This is a genomic window from Burkholderia singularis, from assembly GCF_001718875.1.
GTDB classification, from domain to species: Bacteria; Pseudomonadota; Gammaproteobacteria; order Burkholderiales; family Burkholderiaceae; genus Burkholderia; species Burkholderia singularis.
In genome coordinates this window covers 457032-475036 of record NZ_CP013449.1, presented here as the reverse complement: position 1 = coordinate 475036, position 18005 = coordinate 457032, and the positions used below count along the sequence as shown (strand labels likewise).

Sequence of the window (18005 nt, the reverse complement as noted above, 5' to 3'; positions counted from 1 at the left end):
TTTCCGCTATCGCGCGCTCGATGACGCGCCGCCACGATCAAACGATGCCGCGCGCATCGCTTCGCCCGGTTCCGTGAAGTAGCGTTGCCGCAATTGCGCGATCTGTGCGTCGCGATCCTGCGGCGACAAATTCTGCGCCTCGATCTGCGCACGCTGCGCTGCATACTCGTTGTACTTCGCACGCCACGCGTTATCCGCCTGCTGCATCTTGGCCACTCGCTCGGCAGCTTCCGGCCCGAGCGTCTGCGTAAGCTGCGCACGCATCTCGTCCGGTGTCGCGTTCGATTTCTGCAATTTTTCGATTTGCGCGATCGCGTTGTTTTGCTGCTTCTGACGCTCCAGTTCGGCGCGTTGATCGGCCGGCAACTGCTGCTCGAGCGCAGCGAGGCGCGCTGCCTTCTGATCGTCGCTCAACGACCGGTCGCGAACAATCTTCAAGCGGGCGAGGTCGTAGCGCTGCCGCTCCTGCTCCACACCGAAGAACGGCGCATTCCAATCGCCGAGCGTGCGGCTTGCGATCGTCGCGCGCTGATCGAGCGCGAGTTGCAGTGCCGCAAGATCCTCCTTGTTGTCGACTGAGCCACCGCCCGGCAGCTTCGCGAGTTCGGCGAGATATGCGCGATAGCGCTTCCAGACGTCGAGCGCTTCGCCCTGCGCAACCGTGCCGTCAAGTTGCGCGGCGATCTCGCGAACGACGAGCGCATCGAGCGCCGCAGCGCTCACCTGATTTTGCGCGGTCAGAAAATAGTCGAAGAAGTCACGCACGGCCACCACCTTCGCCAGATGGCCCTGCGCATCAAGCGGCAAGCGTGGCGCGGTCGAACCGGCAAGCGCAGGCGGCAAGCCGCCTGCGCCGGAGCCCGCATCGGCGCTCGCCGCCACGACGCTCGCCGATGCGGCCAATGCAGCGGATGCGGCGCTCGGCGCGCCGGCATCGCTGGCCTTCCTGGCACTGACTCCGTACCAAACTGCACCGGCCGCGACAGCGGCGACTACCCCGTAAAGCGCGACGCGCCGCGCGACGCCGCTCTGACTACCTGTCATCGATTACACGCCTTGAGTTTTCAGCCGGTTCGCGTGGGTACGAATCGCCGCCACCGGATCTTCGGCAAACGCGCCACGCACACCGAGCAATTGGTTGATTTCGTCAATGTGATTCCAATGATAGCTCGTGCTGAGCACCTGGCCATACAGCGAACTGCAGCGCGAGACCAACCCATCGTTGGCACCCGAAGCGCGATTGACCATTACCGTGCCGGTGGTGAGCAACGAGAGCGTCGATGCATCGAGCACGTTCGCTGGATCAACGACGGGAATCGTGCTCGTATCCACTGCGCCGGTCACCACGCCAAGCAACGATATCGTCGGCTGAATCGCCGTTCCCGTCCACGAATAGAGCAGATGTTTGTTGCCATTGACCGTCTCCGTCGCCGCGCCCGTCTGGCATGCGGCCAGCGACGAACCCAGGCCGGCGCTCGGATAGTTTTGATTGAAAACCGCGGTCTGCGACGTCTCAAGCGCCTTCAGCGCAGCAAGCGCATCCTGATTCGTGTTGAGATTGCTGCTCGTCAGTGTTCCGAACACATTGGCAAACGCTGCAACCGCACCCTGCAGCAAACCGGTGGGATCGACGCTCGTGACTTGCTGCACGAAGTCCGCGAATTGCGAGCCCCAGTGCGGCGTGCCGATCGTCGTCACCGAAGCGACGAGATCCGGCGCAACCGCCGCGACATAACGCGACGTCAAACCGCCTTGGCTATGGCCGATCAAATTCACCTTCGTTGCACCCGTGGCCGCCATCACCTGCTTCACATATGCCAGCAATTGTTCGCCGCGGCCGTTCGGGCCGTCGTCGCTCTGGAAGCCGGACAGATTCGCGACATAGACCTTCGCGCCGTGCGCTGTCAGATCTTCCTGAATGCCATACCAATATTCGAGAACGTTCGCGTACCTATCGGTGCCAGTCAGGCCATGCACGAGGATGATCGGATACTGGGTCGCCGCGTAATTGTCGACCACGGTCGTCGCAGCGGATGCTGATTGCGCCCCCGCCAGAGACAGGAACGTGCCGACGCTTGCTGCAGGCCCCGCGCTCATTGCGAATGCGACTGCAGCCGCCATTACTTTGGATCGAATCGGTTTGGCCATAACTGTCTCCAGATTGTGGATTATGGGTCAATAATATTGAGAAGCAACGAGCGAAGTCAGTTGGCTCGCAGACATTTCTCGGGGGCCGCATCGCGGCTCGCGTACATACGCAAACACGAGGCTGACGGTTCAACATAGACACATCTATGTTCGGATATACATTTAACATGCGAACATAGGTATGTCTATGTATTGAAGCATGCCTAACTAAATTTGACCAACCGTTTGAAACCAACTCTCTATTAAATCGTCAGACCACTCACGGTCTGACGATTCCGATGACGCGCTGCATCACGATCGGCGCCGACGCGGCGCAGCATATCGCGCACGCCGCGCCAAACCGATGCGCCGCACCGATTTCACGCGCTATATGCCCTGCGCTTTCAAACGGTTCGCATGCGTGCGGATCGCCGCGATAGGATCTTCCGCATATGCGCCATGCAGGCCAAGCACATGGTTGATCGCGTCGCTGTGGTTCCAGCGATAAGTTCCGAGCACTTGACCGTACAGCGCGCTGCACTGCGACACGACGCCGTCGTTCGGCCCCGAGCCACGGTTGATCATCACCGTGCCGGTGCCAAGAAAAGCCAGCGGCGAAGGGCTGAGCAGATAAACCGGATCGATGAGCGCAATCGTGCTTTTGTCGATCGCGCCGGTCACGCCCAGCACCGATACGGTCGGCTGAATCGCCGTGCCGCCCCATGAATAGAGCCGCTGCGTATTGCCGTTGACGGTTTGCGTCGCCGCGCCCGTCCGGCATGCATCGAGCGACGCACCCAGACCCGCGCTCGGGAATTTCTCGTTATAGGCAGCCGCCTTCGCCGTCGTCAGCACCGACAGCGCTTCAAGCGAATCCTGATTCGTGTTGAGGCTGCTGCTCGTCAAGGTTCCGATGACATTGGCGAAGCCGGCGATCGCGGACGTGAGCAGACCCGTCGGATCTTTCTGCAACAGTTCCGACACATAATCGGCGAATTGCGAGCCCCAGTGCGGTGTGCTGATTGTCGTCACCGACGCGACCAATTCCGGTGCGACAGCCGCCACATAGCGCGACGTCAAACCGCCCTGGCTGTGTCCGATCAGATTCACTTTCTTGGCGCCCGTCGCGGCAAGGACCTGCTTCACATATGCCAGCAACTGTTCGCCGCGGCCGTCGGGGCCGTCGTCGGCCTGGTAGCCGGACAGATTCGCAACGTAGACCTTTGCGCCATGCGCCTGCAAGTCCGCCGGAATGTGATACCAATATTCGACGATGCCGCCGTACTTGTCCGTGCCGGTCAAGCCATGCACGAGGACGATCGGATACCGGGTGGCCGCGTAATCGTCGGCCGCTGCCGTCGCGGCAACCGCCGTCTGCGCGCTTGCCAGCGATAGAAAAATACCTGCCCCTGCCGCAGGCGCTGCGCTCATCGCACATGCGAGCGCCGTCGCCGCTACCCTGGTTCGTATGGTTTCGATCATGTTGTTTTTAAAAATCGCTTTGGAAATAGCGATATCAAAGCACTAAGCGAAACTCGTTCGATACGGCGTCGAGATTTGCCGCGTGCTTTTTCATCGCCCGGTTAATGGCCGATCCTGCCGGCCTGCCGTCGGGCCGCGCCGACAAACGCACACGGCCCGCCGCTTCGCACGGCGCATCGCGTCACGCAGGCCCTGAAACCTTCGCGATGCATCGCGCAAGACTGCCTTGACCGGCAATCACACGCCGGCCGTCTTCAACCGATTCGCTTGCGTGCGGATGGCCGCGACCGGATCCTCGACATTCGCGCCCAGCACGCCGAGGGTCTGGTTGATCGCATCGGTATGGTTCCAGTGATAGGTGCCGAGCACCCGGCCATACAGCGCGCTGCACTGCGACACGACACCGTCGTTCGGGCCGGCGCCGCGATTGATCATCACCGTGCCGGCGCCGAGCAGCGCAAGCGTCGACGGATCGAGCAGATTCGCCGCGTCCGTGGGGCCACTCACGCTCGTATCGACAACGCCCGTCGCCGTCGGCTGAATCGCGCTGCCGCCCCACGAATAGAGCAGATGGGTGTTGCCGTTGAGCGTCTCGCTCGCCGCGCCCGTCTGGCACGAGCCCGGCGCACCGAGTCCCGCGCTCGGGAATTTCTCGTTATAAGCAGCCGCTTTCGCCGTCGTCAGCACCGACAGCGCCTCGATCGCATTCTGATTCGTGTTGAAATTGCTGCTCGTCAACGTCCCGAGCGCATTCGCAAACGCGCCGAGCACCGTCGACGACAGGCCGGTCGGATCCTTCTGCAACAGTTCAGACACATAGTCCGCGAACTCCGAACCCCGGTGCGGCGTGCTGATCGTCGTCACCGAAGCGACCAGGTCCGGCGCGACGGCCGCCACGTAGCGCGACGTCAGTCCGCCCTGGCTGTGGCCGATCAGATTCACTTTCTGCGCCCCCGTGGCCGCGAGCACCTGCTTTACGTATGCAAGCAATTGCTCGCCACGGCCGTTCGGCCCGTCGTCGCTCTGATAGCCCGACAGGTTCGCGACATAGACCTTCGCGCCGTGAGCCTGCAAGTCCGCCGGAATGTGATACCAGTATTCGACGATGCCGCCGTACTTGTCCGTGCCGGTCAAGCCATGCACGAGGATGATCGGATATTGCGTCGCAGCGTAATCGTCGACGGCGAGCGTTGCCGCGGACGCAGCGCGCACGCCGGCCAATGACAGCAACGTTCCCACACTCGCGGCAGGCGCCGCGCTCATTGCGAAAGCAACCACACTCGCCACTGCCTTCGCCCGCATCGATCTGCCCATCTTTCTCTCCTTGCTTTAAATGCGTATCAATGATTCGAGGATGAGGATGCAACTACCGCAGATGCGACGATGCTTCCGGCTACGAAGCATCGCCCGTGCGCTGCCTCGGCGACACCGCTCTCAACGGCATCGCTCGAAACACTCCGATACGAGACAAATGAACAAAAACGAACATAAACGAACGTTTTCGCACCGGAGAGCGAAGTGAATCACGTTTGGCAAAATTACGCAGACAATTAGATAGGGCGTTCCAATCTATTGACAGCGATTCGTAAGCAGAATTGACCGCCCCTCTTTTTCAGCCGTGCCCGACAAAACTCGACGTCACAGCTTTGCGCTGACGCGTACCCACGCGGTACGCCCCGGCTCCGTCACCGGCGCATTCGCCGGATACCCGAACCCAGCGTTCCCCCCAAGATTCAGGTGCTCCGCATAGGCTTTATCGAACACGTTGTCGATGCCGACCGAAATCTGCACGCCCTTGCTGACGTTGTATTGCGCATGCAACGACAGCACGCCGAAGCCGGCGCTCGGCCCGAAATCCTTGCCGACCACGTTGCCCTCATTCAGCGCATAGCGACGCTGCGGCGCAACCACGCGCCACAAGCCGCCCGCCGCCCATGCGCCGCGCGCGTATTCGATGCCCAAACGCGCTTCGAGCGGCGGCATCTGCGGCAACGGCGCACCGCTTTGCACATTGCGCCCCCACGCATAGGCCAGCGACGAATCGAAGCGCCACGGCGCGGCCGGCCGCCATGACGCGCCGATCTCGCCGCCCATGATCTGCGCGTTCACGTTCGTCGCCCGCGTCGTCTGTCCCATCGAGCCCGTCACGTAATCGAACAGAATGAAGTCCTGCACATAGCCCGCATAGGCGGACACCCATGCATCGAGTGCGCGGGTCTTGTACTGCGCGCCGACGTCGAGCTGCGTCGTCCTTTCGGGCCGGATCGCGGAAAACGCATTGATCGAGCCGCTCGGGCCGCGCCGCGCCGAGAACAATTCCCAGTAATCGGGAAAGCGTTGTGCATGGCCCAGCCCCGCATACCAAGTGAGCGGCAACGACGCGAGATCATGCTCGTATCTGACGAAGCCGCTCGGCAACACGCGCGAGCGCACATCATCGAACGTCGGGTTGCGCATGCTCATGTGCATGCCGCCCGCCGTTGCGCGCTTGTCGCGCGCCGCCGCGTAATCGAGCCGCGCCCCGCCGATCACCCGCGACGCGCTGCTCGCATGCCAGGTCAGTTCGCCGAACACCCCCGCGTTCCACATGTTGGCCTGCTGACTCCATGGCTGGTCGCCGTAGTTTTGGGTGCCCATTGCCGAGCGCGAATCGAGCCGATGCGATTGCGCGTCGACGCCCGTCACGAGCTTGAGGGCATCGGCAAAACGCAGCGTCGCGGCCACGCGCGCGCCGGCCGTGCGCCGCCGCACTTCCGAGGCCATCCGCATCGGCATGCTGCTGGTGGGATCGGGCATGCGCAATGTGTAGTTGTCCATCACATGATCGGCGACGTTGTAATAGACCTGCGCTTCGAGCCGATCAAGCACGCCGCCGATATGCTTCTTGTCGAATTTCAGGCCGTAGGTCTCGCGCCGGAAATGCGCGCCGTCCATCCCACGGCCCGCGTAGCGGGCATAGCCGTCGCCAGTGCCGGCGCTCAGCTCGATGCGCGTGTTGTCGTCAGGCGTGAAGCCCAGCGCCGCATCCGCATTCCACTTGTCCCACTGCGACGGCACCGTGCGGCCATTGCCGTCCTTGTAATCCTGCGCGTGCGCGTGATTCGCGCTCACGCGGCCGTAGAAGTCCGGCGTACCCGCGGTCACGTCGACGTTCTGATCGTTGCGCCCGAACGAGCCGCCGACCACGCTGCCGTCGAACCGTATGCCCGGCGCCTTGAAGCGAGGCGTCACGCGTTCGAACAGCACCGTGCCGGCCGATGCGCCCGGCCCGTACAACACGGTCTGCGGCCCTTTGACGACGGTGACTTTGTCATAGCTCTCGGGCGCGATATACGACGTCGGCGCATCCATCCGGTTTGGACACGCACCGAGCGTCGGCAGTCCGTTCGCGAGAATGTTGAGCCGCGAGCCGAACATGCCGCGCAGTACCGGATCGCCGTTGGTGCCGCCGCTCCTGATCGACGCGAAACCCGGGATCGTCTTCAGATAATCGGCGCCGTCGCTTGCGGGCAACGGTTGGCGCGGCGTCTTGGGATGGCTGATCACGACCAGCGGCGTCGACTCCGGCGCCGCGACGACTTCGATCGTCGGCAAAACGGGCGCGACCGGAACGTTGATGGCGTCGTGCCGCGGCGCGGGCCCGGCGGTTTGCGCGGCAGCCGTGGCGTAATGGAAAGCGAGCGCGCCGGCGACGAAGGCAGGCGCACTCAGCGGCGCGACGCGCCGGTGGCTGCGTGCGCGAACGGCACGCGCGGCAAGCGCGTGACGCGGAAATCGGATTGACATGGATCTAAACTCGAAAGGCCCCCGTCCGCTCGATCGAAGCATCGAACGGATACGGGCTTGGATGAACGGAAATGGCGTCGAACGTTCAGGCGTTTCGAGGAGGCGCACGCGGGTACGCGTGCGAATGGCGTTCGGGCGAACGCTCGATCCTGTCGAAGAAAACGGGAAGCGCGGCTGCCGCCGAATAAGCGGCGAATATCGGCGCTGCCGCAGTGCCGAGCGGCGGACTGTGAGCGAAGAAAGCGCAATATCCGCATGCGTCGAGATGCAACGCATGGTCCCCGGCGCCGTGTCCGGATGCATGCACGCCAGCCGCGTCATGCCCAACGCCGCAGATCGCGGCCTCGGGCTGCACGGCTGGCCGCGCGTATGCTTGCGATATGAGCGGCGCGGCGATCGCCAACCAGATCGCAAGCATGCCTAACCAGGCAGTCAATTTGCGAAATCGGTTGGGCATGAGGCGAGCAGGCGTAAAGGGAATGTAATGCCGCCCGAATGTTACAGAATATTTACCTGCTTGGATAGCGCGCCGGCGGCGCGCCGAACGCGTATCGCGTTACCGGGAGCGCATGGCACGTTGCATATGCCACGATGCATGCGCTCGCGGCACAATCGTCAGAACGTCATGCGGCGCAACGTCGCATCCCGCTTGACGAAATGGTGCCAAAGCGCGGCAAGCGCATGCAGCCCGATCACGTAATAAAACACGTTACCGACGGTCTCATGCACTTCCTTGACCAGCGGCCGTAGATCGGGATTCGGACCAAACAGCGTGAACGACCAGTCGACCCACGCAAGCGTAACTGGCTTTCCGCCGAAATTCAGCAGCATGATTCCGAGCAGCGGCTGAACGACGATAAACACGTAAAGCGCGACGTGAGTGAGTTTGGCCAGCAGCGAGAGCCATGCCGACTGAGGCAATGCCTGCGGCGCGCGGCTCACGAAACGCCAGACGATCCGCAGGACGGCGAGCGTCAGCACGAGCGTGCCGGCGAAAAAATGGACGTTCGACCAGAACACGCGGCTATCGGTACCTTTCGGCCCGCGAATCTCGATCGCGAGATACGCAAGCGCGACCAGCACGAAGATTGCCCAATGAAAGAACACGGCGGGACGGTTGTAACGTGCTTGATCGGCAAAAATAGAGTTCATCGTGAATCGCATTCCTGTTGAGATAACCACCGCACGTTGTGCGGCATCGATTGCGCTATCCTCGAACAACACCCTGGCCGTCGCGTGCGCCGCGACGGCGTCATTCATCACATCACGTGAGGTTCGTCGGTGCAGAAAGCCGTTTTCGTCGCAGCCTACCGGCTCCTCGGCTGCATGCTGATCCTGTCCGCGACGTTGTATAGCCTCGCGCTCCGGTGGGGCACGCCGACGTTCCGGCTTAGCAATTTCTTCAGCTACTTCACACAACTGAGCAACCTGCTCGCGGCGGCCGTGCTGCTTGCGGGCTCGTGGCTCGCCGCGCGGCCGCCGTCACCGCGCTACGAATCGGCGCGCGGCGCGGTCGTGCTCTACCTGGCGATCACCGGCATCGTCTATGCTCTGCTGCTGTCCCGCCTGGATTCGACCCACCATGTAACGCCGCATTATACGAACTGGATCCTGCATCGGATCATGCCGATCGTCGTATTTCTTGATTGGGTCTATGTCGCGCCGCGCGTGAGGATCGAGTGGGCCCATCTCGCACGCTGGCTCGCGTTTCCGATTGCCTACCTCGCCTATACGCTCGTGCGCGGAGCACTCGTCGATTGGTATCCATACCCGTTCGTCGATCCGCGTGCACACGGTTATCTGAATGTCGCCGTGTATTGCGGCGCGATCACGGCGGGCAGCGTGATGTTCGCCGCGATGATCGTCCTGCTCGGCAATCGGTCCGGCGCGTCGGCGATGCGCTTGGAAAGCAGTTGAGCGCGAGCCGCCCGATATACGGGACAGCCGTTGAGGTTCATGCTTGCGACGATCCGCGCGCCGGCGCCGCCGCGGCCGGGCGCGGCGCGTGAACGATGCGCCGCCGGCGCGCGTCCTGTGGCCAGGCATCCGGCTTGTCGCCGGATGCGGCGAAAACGCACACACACCTGTCGCTTCCGGTGTTCAAGAGCCATTGCGCGGCAGCAGCCCGATCGGATCAACGGCCTTGCCGTTGCGGCGCACTTCGAATTCGAACGTCGCGCGGCCGCTCGCATCGGTGGCCATCTCCGCGACCGGTTGGCCCGCGCTCACCGCATCGCCTTCATTGACGAGCAGCCTGTCGTTATGGCCATACGCGGTGATGAGGCCATTGTCGTGCTTCAAAATCACGAGCGGCCCATATGCGGCCACGCCCGAGCCTGCATAAACGACCCGGCCGGGCGCGGCCGCACGCACCGTGTGGTCGTCGCCGGCGGCGGTGATCTCGATGCCGTGGTTCCTGCCCGCGCCGAACGGCGCCGTTACGGTGCCGCGCGCAGGCCACGCGAGCATAGGCGTCGTGGCTTCGGGCTGCGCGCTGGCGGCCGGCGGCTCGAGCGTCTGCGCGCTCGGCGGCGGCGCCGGCTCCGTGAGGCCGGGCGGCGGCGCCACGCGCAGCACCTGGCCGGGCGTCACCATATCGGTGGGCGCGATGTGGTTCCAGCGCGCGACATCCTGCGTGCTTTGTGCGAACGCGGCTGCCACGCTCGCGAGCGTATCGCCCGGATTGACCCGGTAATAGCCGGCAAGCACGCCGGGCGGTCGCGCAACCGGTTGCGCAGGCTGCCGCGCATGCTCGGGTTGCCACATATCGGTCCACGGCGTCACCGTGCAGCCGCCGACGAGCGCCGCGCCCGCCGCCACGAGCATCACGCGGATCGTGTGGCGCGTGTCGAGCCAATCCGGGAACAGGGTTATTCTCAAACGTACCTCCGTCGTTTCTCCACACTTGCGGCCGCGCATCCAATGCAACGGCCCAACCAGCCAAACCGGCCGCTCCTATCGGACCTCAAATACCGCCGTCGGGTTCGATGACGGAAATCCCCGCTTCGCCGAACGGATGCGCAACACGCTCCATTCATTCCGACGCATGAAAGATGCCGCCAGTATCGGAAATTTCCGCCTATTCGCAGTCACATCCCGATAACGCATCTCGATCTCGACACCCGATCGAGCCGGCAATGGCTTGCTCACCGTCGTTCACATTGTCATGGATACGGCTGGCCGGCCCAATCCGCGCGCGCTGAGGACGCCCGCGCAGGCGATATCGACGGCACCCCATGCACGCAATATGGCATTGCGTTGACCGTGAACGACCTTCATAGGCGCCCCGATGCCGCCCGAGCCGGGCGCGCCTTCCTATGGCATGGATAGTAACCCGCTCGGCCGGCACGGTGTAAATCGCCGGCGGGTGAGCGCTTGGAGGCTTGCGCCTTCGTTCGCGGAAGGGCAAAAGAATCAGCCCGCACGCTCCATTGATCGGAACGTGCGGGCTGACGAGAGGATGATGCGTACAACTGGAACCGCTGCCGCCAAATCGAACCGCGGCGCGCGGCGATGCCGCTCAATGGCCCTTGTAGACCGGCGCGCCATCGGCGATGCGGTTGACCTTCCACGGCGAGCCGGATTCGACCGTCGCGGCCGGTTGCGCGCCATAGCCGCTCGTATCAGCCTTCGCGGCGACATTGCTTTGCGCATGGACGCGCGCTTCGGCGGCCTGGATTTCTTCCGGGTAGTTCACGCGGTCGCTGGCCGGGTTGTAACCTGCCTTCTCCAATTGGATCAGTTCGGCCTTCACCTCGGCGCGGCTCACCGCGCCATTGGCCTGCTGGGCGAACGAGACGGCGGGAACGGCAAGAGCGGCGGCAACTGCGACAGTAGCGATCAACGATTTCATGATGGAACCTCCGTAACTTTTTTGGCGTCGCGGCACACACCATGTGTACTGCGATTGACCGTAGTCTAGTCACCGAAGCACTTAGGGAAAACCATGAATCAACGAAAACACTGTTTCCTACTTAATAACAATCGCCGCCCGGCCTTAGAAAAACTCTATCGATAAGATAGATGATTGCAACAATTACCGGTTCCGCCCCCATTAAGACCAATTCGCGTGGAAACTGCCCGGCTTGTCGGTGCGCTCGAACGTATGTGCACCGAAGAAGTCGCGCTGCGCCTGAACGAGGTTCGCCGGCACCCGCGCGGAACGGTAGCCGTCGAAGTACGCAATGGCCGACGCAAACGCCGGCACGGGCACGCCCGCCTTTACCGCGGCAATCACGACATCACGCAGCGCTTGCTGATAATTCGCGGCGATCTCGCGGAAATACGGATCGAGCAGCAAGTTCGCGAGCGCCGGATTGGCCGCATACGCGTCGGTGATTTTCTGAAGGAAGCGCGCACGGATGATGCAGCCTGCGCGGAAAATGCGCGCGATCGCGCCCAGGTCGAGATTCCATCCGTATTCCCTCGACGCGGCGCCGAGTTGCGCGAAACCTTGCGCATACGAAATGACCTTGCTCAAGTACAGCGCGCGGCGCACCGCTTCGACGAACGCATCGCGATCGCCCGCGAGCGGCGCGGCTGCCGGTCCGCTCAACACTTCGCTCGCGGCAACGCGCTCCTGCTTCAGCGACGACAGCACCCGCGCGAACACCGATTCGGTGATGAGCGGCAGCGGCACGCCGAGATCGAGCGCATTCTGGCTCGTCCATTTGCCGGTGCCCTTTTGCGCCGCGCGATCCAGAATCACATCGACGAGATATTGGCCCGTTTCGTCGTCCTTCTTGCCGAAAATCTTCGACGTGATCTCGATCAGATAGCTGTCGAGTTCGCCCTGGTTCCATTCGGTATAGACCGCGCCCAGTTCCTCGTTCGTCAGCCCCGCAACCTGCTTGAGCACGGCATAGCTTTCGGCGATGAGTTGCATGTCACCGTATTCGATCCCGTTGTGCACCATCTTCACATAATGGCCGGCGCCGTCCGGGCCCATGTACGCGACGCACGGCTCGCCGTCGGCAGGAGCCTTCGCGGCGATCTGCTTGAGGATCGGCTCGACCAGCTCGTATGCGTCGCGCTGGCCGCCCGGCATGATCGACGGGCCGTGCAGCGCCCCTTCCTCGCCGCCGGACACGCCCGTGCCAATGAAATGCAGCCCGGCTTGCGCAAGCTCCTGGTTGCGGCGGATCGTATCGGTGAAGTGCGTGTTGCCGCCGTCGATCAGCACGTCACCCTTGGCGAGCAGCGGCTTGAGCGCCGCGATCGTCGCGTCGGTCGCTTCGCCCGCCTTCACCATCAGCAGAATCCGGCGCGGAGTTTCGAGCGACGCGACGAATTCCTCAAGCGTATAGGTCGGCACGAGTTTGCGATCGGGAAATTCGGCGATCAGCTCATCGGTCTTCTCGCGGCTGCGGTTGTATACCGACACCGCGTAGCCACGGCTTTCGATATTCAGCGCCAAATTACGCCCCATCACCGCGAGACCGACCACACCGATTGCTTGCTTACCCATTATTCAATTCTCCGGAAAAAAACGGGGCGCGACTTGTGCAAGTCGCGCGTACAGGCGCAAGGATAAGGGAAACCGTGCGAGTCCGTCGCAAAGGCCGAATCAAAAGTGTCCGGTCGCGCGCAGTTTGCGAATAGCAACGGCGACATGAAGGCGTGGCGGGGATTGCGTCGGCAGGCATAGCCATGCGCGGCCCAAACCGGCACGCGCAGGCGGCAACAAGCCGTGGATCAGGGAACGTGGCGCGCCGCGGCGCATGACGCCGTACTCCTCGCGGCAGCGCGCGTAACACGCCCGCTCATCCGAGCCGCGCGACGAGCGCCTCGAGCATCTGCCCGCACGATGCCTCGATCTTCAGCGACAGCAACGGATCGGCGCGCGTGCGCCCGAGATTGAGCGCCGCGATCGGCTTGTGCTGCGCATGCGCCCACACGCAGAACCGATAACCCGAATACACCATCAGCGATGAACCCACGACGAGCACGGCATCCGCGTCGTCGAGCGCCTGCGCGGCCTGCTCGACGCGCTCGCGCGGCACGTTCTCGCCGAAGAACACGACAGCCGGCTTCAATAGCCCGCCGCATGCGGGACATGCCGGCACGCGAAACGTATCGAGCGCATGCCACTCGATATGCGCGTCCCCGTCGGCGGCCGGCGCCGCCCGGGCATCGAGCAACGCCGGATTGTCTGCTTCGAGAACGCGCTGGATGGCCGCCCGCGCATGATGCGCCCCGCAATCGACGCACGTCACGCCGCCGATGCCGCCGTGCAATTCGATCACGTCCGCACTGCCCGCGCGCTGGTGCAGCCCGTCGACGTTCTGCGTGACGAGCCGCGCGATGCGCCGCACCGCGCCGAGCCGCGCGAGCGCATGATGCGATGGGCCCGGCCGGGCGTGCGCGACCACCGGCCAGCCGATCATGCTGCGCGCCCAGTAACGGCGGCGCGCATGGTCGGAATCGAGAAATTCGCGCAACTGGATGGGCTGCGAGCGCATCCATTCGCCGTTTCGATCGCGATAGCCGGGAATACCGGAATCGGTGCTCACGCCCGCGCCCGTCAGCACGAAAAGGCGCGGATGACGTTCGACGAACGCATGCAACGCATCGAGCGAATGCGCATCGGCGGCCGGCGCGGCATCCGTCAACACCGGCGATGGAGCAATGGAATCGGTCATGGCATCGAAGGTTCGTCCGGCAGGGTCAGCCGCTCGGGAATATGCGCCGCTTGCCTGCGTGCCATCAGATAATACAGAACGCCGGGCACGACGAGGCCGATGATCCATGAAATGTCGGTGTCGCCCAGCTTCGCGACGAGCGGACCTGTATAAAAGCTCGTCGCGAGAAACGGCAGCTGCACGAGCACACCGACCACATAAACCGTCACGCCCACGACATTCCAGCGCCCGTAGCGACCGTCGGGATCGAAGAGCGCGGGCACGTCGTAACGTTCTTTCGTCACCCAATAGAAATCGACCAGATTGATCGCGCTCCACGGCGTAAAGAACGCAAGCAGAAACAGGATGAATGCGGAGAACTCCTTCAGGAATGCGTGACGGCCGGCGAGCGCGAGCCACGCGACCGCGGCGACCATCACGAGCACATAGCCGATGCGCGCGCGCTGCGAAATCCGCGCGCGGCCCGAGAAGCCCGTGACGATGGTCGCCACCGACATCACGCTGCCATACGCATTGAGTGTCGTGATCGTCAGCTTGCCGAACGCAATCGCGAAATAAAGCAGCGCGGCCGTCGCGCCGCTCGCGCCGAGGCTCACGATGAACTGCACCTCGTGGCCGGCGAACTGCCTGCCCGCGAGCGCGGCGGCGAACACGCCGAACACCATCGCCACCTGCGCGCCGAGCACCGAGCCAAGGCCGATCGCCCAGAACGTGCGGCGCGCCGACGTCGTGCGCGGCAGATAGCGGGAATAGTCGGCCACGTAAGGCCCATACGAGATCTGCCACGACGCGGACAGCGAAACCGCGAGCAGGAAGTGCGCGAGCGAGAAATGCCGGATGGCAAGCAACGCGCCGATCTGATGCCCTTGAAGCAGCCGCGCGAACATATAAAGGAACGCGAGCACGCCGAGCGCGCTCGAGACGCGGCCCAGCGCATGAATCGCCCGGTAGCCGAACACCGCGAGCACGACCACCACTGAGATGAACATGCCGATCCCGAGCGCATCGGCCACGCCGAGCAGTTGGGACAGCGCCTGCCCGGCCAGCACCGTGCCGCTCGCCGAAAAGCCGACATACATCAGGCAGACGAGCACGAGCGGGATCATCGCCCCGTAGACGCCGAACTGCACACGGCTCGAGATCATCTGCGGCAAGCCGAGCCGAGGGCCTTGCGCGCCGTGCAGCGCCATCACCGCGCCGCCGAGCAACTGGCCAAGCGCGAGGCCGATCAGCGACCAGAATACGTCGCCGCCAAGCACGACCGCGAGCGCGCCCGTCACGATCGCAGTGACTTGCAGGTTGGCGCCGAGCCACAGCGTGAACTGGCTCAGCAGCTTGCCGTGGCGTTCGCCGTCGGGAATATAGTCGATGGTACGGCGCTCGCGCAGCGCCCGCTGACGAGCAGTCGAGGAAGTCGGCATAGTTGTCGGATGAGCGGCAAGGCATTCGGAGCGCTCAAGATAGCCGCGTCAAATTGTATAGACAACTCTGTCAAAAACCGGGTTTACACGGCATTGATTTGCCAGCGAACCCTGACTTGGGCACATGGAGTGGCAACGCGGCGACTGCGCAGCCTCGGGCATTCCGATTGCTCCGCTTGCTCCGACCGAATCACCGACCCGCCGGATCGCAGCGATAACGCGAAGCGCGCGCGAGCTGCACATCGGTTGAATTTGCTTTCGGACCTATATCGACCTTACGGTCGGTTATTACATTCCCCCATCCCGTCATTACATATTCAATTTATTCCACCAAGCATATTCATAATCGTTGGTTCGATTTATTCAAATCATATTATCATTGAGTAGGCCAGCGCACTTTTTTCATTTAGTAGTTTTTGATACTTTTACCCACCCGCAAAAACTCAAATCGAACCGATTATATTCTGATTTTGACGAATCAACACCGCTACTGCATCACCGATAACAACGATATCTATTCAAAATAGGAATTAATGAATATCGAGTTTCAATCAGGCACCACGATGTGAATTAACACCGTGCCAGATCCAATATCTGGTCCTTTTGGAGAAACATGATGCAAGATTCTGATCGCCAAGCAGCCGTGAACGTTTTCGTCAACCAGGATGGTCGAAATAAAAAAGCACCGTTCGGCAATATGAAAAAATGGGTGCGCGCGCTGTCTTTGAGTGCCGCAATCGGCGCGCTTTTCATGACGGCCGCCCCGGCGGCTCGTGCCGATATCGCCGTGCCGGTGGTCATCGGAGGAACCTGGACGACCGTATCGGGTTCGTCGATCGGCCAAATCAGCCCGATCGTCGTGGGTGGGCAATCGAACGTCAACGTCATTCAGGGTGACGGCAATCTGAGCCAAACGTCGAGCCCGCTGAACCTCGCATTCACGTCGGTCCAGGCAAACAGCTCGGTCACCGTGCGCGTTACGTATGGCACGAGCAACGTGGCCAGCATCTCCGCGGACAGCAACATCCTTCCTTACGTATCGGCGAGCGTCAACAGCCAAGGCGTGCTGAGCGTCGGGCTCGCGCCGGGCAATTCTTACGTGTTGAAGAACCCGGTGACCGTCGAAGTGCAGACGACCAACCTCAACGCGCTGACGGCGCTGAACGCTGCATCGGTGAATGCGCAAGGATTCTTCGGTAATCCCGCCGGTACGGTCACGATTGATGCGGAAACGGCCGGCAAGATCAATCTCGATTTGCAACAGCAGCAAATCAACAACTTGACGCTGAAGGCAAACGCATCCGGTTCCTTCAATGTCGCCGATATCGGCAACGTCAATCAGATCAGCGCCAATCTTTCGGCGACCGGCAATGGGAAAATCTCGGGCAATGGTCCGAACGCCTCCGCCAATATCACGGTGACGACCGCCGCCTCGTTTGATTCGACCGGATTGCCGATCAATAGCGCGACGGTCAATGCATCCACCACCGCGCAAGCCCTCGTGAATGCGAGAAATGTCAATGCCACCGCCTCCCTTCTCGGCAGAATCGGTTATATCGGCACACCGGCATCTCTGCAGCAATCCACCAGCCTCGGCGGCACGATTTATCAAATTCGATAAATCACAAAACTGAAATCCATTTCTGATCCAGAAAATGTGATTCCCGGTTCGGCTTGGCCGGACCGGGGCGTGCCCCGTTAACCAGCCAGCGCTGAGCGCATATGACCGGCCCCACTTCGGCGGCATGGCGTGAGCCGCGGGCGGCCGAAGCGCGACGGCGCACCCGCGCGGTTGCGACGCCCGACCCCGAGCCGGGCCGTGCGCCGCCCGTATCGCCACGCACGGCTCCCAGCGGCTACGGCTCCACCCCGCCGCCGTTGCACTCGCCGTCATCATCAATGGACCGTGCCGCTGCGTGGCCATTGCGCCCGCGCGGCCGCGCTCGCGAATTCGGCCGTCTCCCGCTCCTCGGGCGGCGGCAACATCGGCTCGAAACCCATCGACTCGATCCATAGCTCGCGCGCCCACCCTTTCGCATGATACAAGTGGCGCGCCTCGTCGGCCCAGATCGATGCATAGGCGTCCTTCAGCACCTTGGCGACGGCACCGGACAACGCATCGGCGGCAAAGCCGATCAGCGCCCAATTTTGGCGATCCTTGGCTTCGGCAAGCATCACGCACTCGGCGGCAATCAATTGCGCCATGGCCGGCTCCTTGCTCCGCCGCGCGTAGGCAACGACCTCGAACAACGCCCGGCAGCATGCGGACACCGCGGTACGCCCGCGGGTCTGCGCCATCGGATCGAGCCCGAGCGCTTCGAACACGGACAGCAGCACCTGCTGATGCACCTGCGTCTGCGCGTGACGCTTCGTCCATTCGTCACGTAGCGCCGTGCGGCCGGCGCATTCCAATGCGGCCGCATAGATCGCCGCGCCGCAAAGCGCCGTTTCGAGCGTCTGATACAGCAATTCCCGGACGCCCTCTTGCAAATTGGCGTGATCGTTCCGTTTCGACATAAAAAGTCTCCCATCGAGTGCCGCCTATCGG

At 62.7% G+C, this 18005-nt stretch carries 16 protein-coding genes; 2 read left to right on the top strand and 14 right to left on the bottom strand.

Annotation, left to right across the window (positions count from 1 at the left end; translation table 11 throughout):
- Nucleotides 1–6: 6 nt before the first annotated feature.
- The 7 genes from AQ611_RS18080 to AQ611_RS18050 form a co-directional block, all read right to left on the bottom strand.
- Nucleotides 7–1044, bottom strand: a complete 1038-nt coding sequence (locus AQ611_RS18080; protein WP_059514986.1) for a lipase secretion chaperone — start codon at nucleotides 1042–1044, stop codon at nucleotides 7–9.
- Nucleotides 1045–1047: 3 nt separating this feature from the next.
- On the bottom strand, nucleotides 1048–2148 hold the full coding sequence (locus tag AQ611_RS18075; protein ID WP_059514988.1) for a triacylglycerol lipase: 1101 nt from the start codon (nucleotides 2146–2148) through the stop codon (nucleotides 1048–1050).
- A 366-nt stretch (nucleotides 2149–2514) separates the two neighbouring features.
- Nucleotides 2515–3609, bottom strand: a complete 1095-nt coding sequence (locus AQ611_RS18070) for a triacylglycerol lipase (RefSeq protein ID WP_059514990.1) — start codon at nucleotides 3607–3609, stop codon at nucleotides 2515–2517.
- A 237-nt stretch (nucleotides 3610–3846) separates the two neighbouring features.
- Nucleotides 3847–4923, bottom strand: a complete 1077-nt coding sequence (locus AQ611_RS18065; protein WP_069235584.1) for an esterase/lipase family protein — start codon at nucleotides 4921–4923, stop codon at nucleotides 3847–3849.
- Nucleotides 4924–5247: 324 nt separating this feature from the next.
- A complete protein-coding gene (locus AQ611_RS18060) occupies nucleotides 5248–7395 on the bottom strand; it encodes a TonB-dependent copper receptor (protein WP_059514994.1) in 2148 nt (715 codons plus the stop codon).
- A gap of 85 nt (nucleotides 7396–7480) precedes the next feature.
- A complete protein-coding gene (locus tag AQ611_RS18055) occupies nucleotides 7481–7852 on the bottom strand; it encodes a DUF2946 domain-containing protein (protein WP_069235583.1) in 372 nt (123 codons plus the stop codon).
- 158 nt (nucleotides 7853–8010) lie between these two features.
- Nucleotides 8011–8547, bottom strand: coding sequence for a cytochrome b (locus tag AQ611_RS18050; RefSeq protein ID WP_069236376.1), 537 nt, complete (start codon nucleotides 8545–8547; stop codon nucleotides 8011–8013).
- A 129-nt stretch (nucleotides 8548–8676) separates the two neighbouring features.
- Between AQ611_RS18050 and AQ611_RS18045 the strand changes: the two genes are divergently transcribed.
- Nucleotides 8677–9312: a Pr6Pr family membrane protein gene (locus AQ611_RS18045; protein WP_059514998.1), complete on the top strand. Its 636-nt coding sequence runs from the start codon at nucleotides 8677–8679 to the stop codon at nucleotides 9310–9312.
- A gap of 183 nt (nucleotides 9313–9495) precedes the next feature.
- Here the strand turns inward: AQ611_RS18045 and AQ611_RS18040 are convergent, their stop codons facing one another.
- From AQ611_RS18040 to AQ611_RS26410, 6 genes are all read right to left on the bottom strand, one after another.
- Nucleotides 9496–10314: a peptidoglycan DD-metalloendopeptidase family protein gene (locus AQ611_RS18040; protein ID WP_082711784.1), complete on the bottom strand. Its 819-nt coding sequence runs from the start codon at nucleotides 10312–10314 to the stop codon at nucleotides 9496–9498.
- Between the two features lie 601 nt (nucleotides 10315–10915).
- A complete protein-coding gene (locus AQ611_RS18035; protein WP_059515002.1) occupies nucleotides 10916–11248 on the bottom strand; it encodes a DUF4148 domain-containing protein in 333 nt (110 codons plus the stop codon).
- Between the two features lie 201 nt (nucleotides 11249–11449).
- Complete coding sequence (gene gndA / locus AQ611_RS18030; protein WP_069235582.1) at nucleotides 11450–12862, bottom strand: NADP-dependent phosphogluconate dehydrogenase; 1413 nt, start codon at nucleotides 12860–12862, stop codon at nucleotides 11450–11452.
- A 295-nt stretch (nucleotides 12863–13157) separates the two neighbouring features.
- On the bottom strand, nucleotides 13158–14036 hold the full coding sequence (locus tag AQ611_RS18025) for an NAD-dependent protein deacetylase (protein ID WP_069235581.1): 879 nt from the start codon (nucleotides 14034–14036) through the stop codon (nucleotides 13158–13160).
- A complete protein-coding gene (locus AQ611_RS18020; RefSeq protein ID WP_069235580.1) occupies nucleotides 14033–15457 on the bottom strand; it encodes a purine-cytosine permease family protein in 1425 nt (474 codons plus the stop codon). Before AQ611_RS18020 ends, AQ611_RS18025 begins: the two co-directional genes overlap by 4 nt.
- Before the next feature lie 547 nt (nucleotides 15458–16004).
- Nucleotides 16005–16370, bottom strand: a complete 366-nt coding sequence (locus AQ611_RS26410; protein WP_231936096.1) for a hypothetical protein — start codon at nucleotides 16368–16370, stop codon at nucleotides 16005–16007.
- Between AQ611_RS26410 and AQ611_RS18015 the strand changes: the two genes are divergently transcribed.
- Nucleotides 16251–17078: a GIN domain-containing protein gene (locus tag AQ611_RS18015; protein ID WP_231936081.1), complete on the top strand. Its 828-nt coding sequence runs from the start codon at nucleotides 16251–16253 to the stop codon at nucleotides 17076–17078. The genes AQ611_RS26410 and AQ611_RS18015 overlap by 120 nt on opposite strands.
- Before the next feature lie 275 nt (nucleotides 17079–17353).
- Here AQ611_RS18015 and AQ611_RS18010 read toward each other — a convergent pair whose 3' ends face one another.
- A complete protein-coding gene (locus tag AQ611_RS18010; RefSeq protein ID WP_059515013.1) occupies nucleotides 17354–17974 on the bottom strand; it encodes a hypothetical protein in 621 nt (206 codons plus the stop codon).
- Between the last annotated feature and the right edge of the window lie 31 nt (nucleotides 17975–18005).